Raw genomic sequence first — 380 nt, 5'->3', positions numbered from 1 at the left:
TGGAATTATAATAACATTTTTCTTTATATCTCCATTGAAAGGGAAAGCAACCAATGTGTGTAATAAGGATTTTTATGATTCTTATAATACTTTATTGGCTCCATATGCAAGTCAAGTTATTAGAAAGCAACTTGGAACATATCATCAATATAGTTTAACAGAGACAAAAGTTATAAAAGTTGAGCGATATCCAAAAGGAACTTTTAATTTTCTTGTCACAGTTGAATATCATACTTATGTAAATGCTCATAATCCTCCGAGTTACAAAGTAACAATTACTTTTAATATTGATCCCAGTGGGGTAAAAGTTAAAGAAGTGAAACAACAGCAAGAATAGAAAAAACAGTGAAGTATAAACTCACTGTTTTTTTATGTACGTT

General features: G+C 28.9%; 1 protein-coding gene. It reads left to right on the top strand.

Annotation, left to right across the window (positions count from 1 at the left end; genetic code table 11):
• The first annotated feature begins 4 nt into the window (after positions 1-4).
• Positions 5-337, top strand: coding sequence for a DUF3888 domain-containing protein (locus tag BPMYX0001_RS27675; protein WP_078212279.1), 333 nt, complete (start codon positions 5-7; stop codon positions 335-337).
• The last annotated feature ends 43 nt before the right edge of the window (positions 338-380 follow it).

The sequence above is a fragment of the Bacillus pseudomycoides DSM 12442 genome (assembly GCF_000161455.1).
GTDB classification, from domain to species: domain Bacteria; phylum Bacillota; class Bacilli; order Bacillales; family Bacillaceae_G; genus Bacillus_A; species Bacillus_A pseudomycoides.
This window is presented reverse-complemented; position numbering and strand designations above follow the sequence as displayed.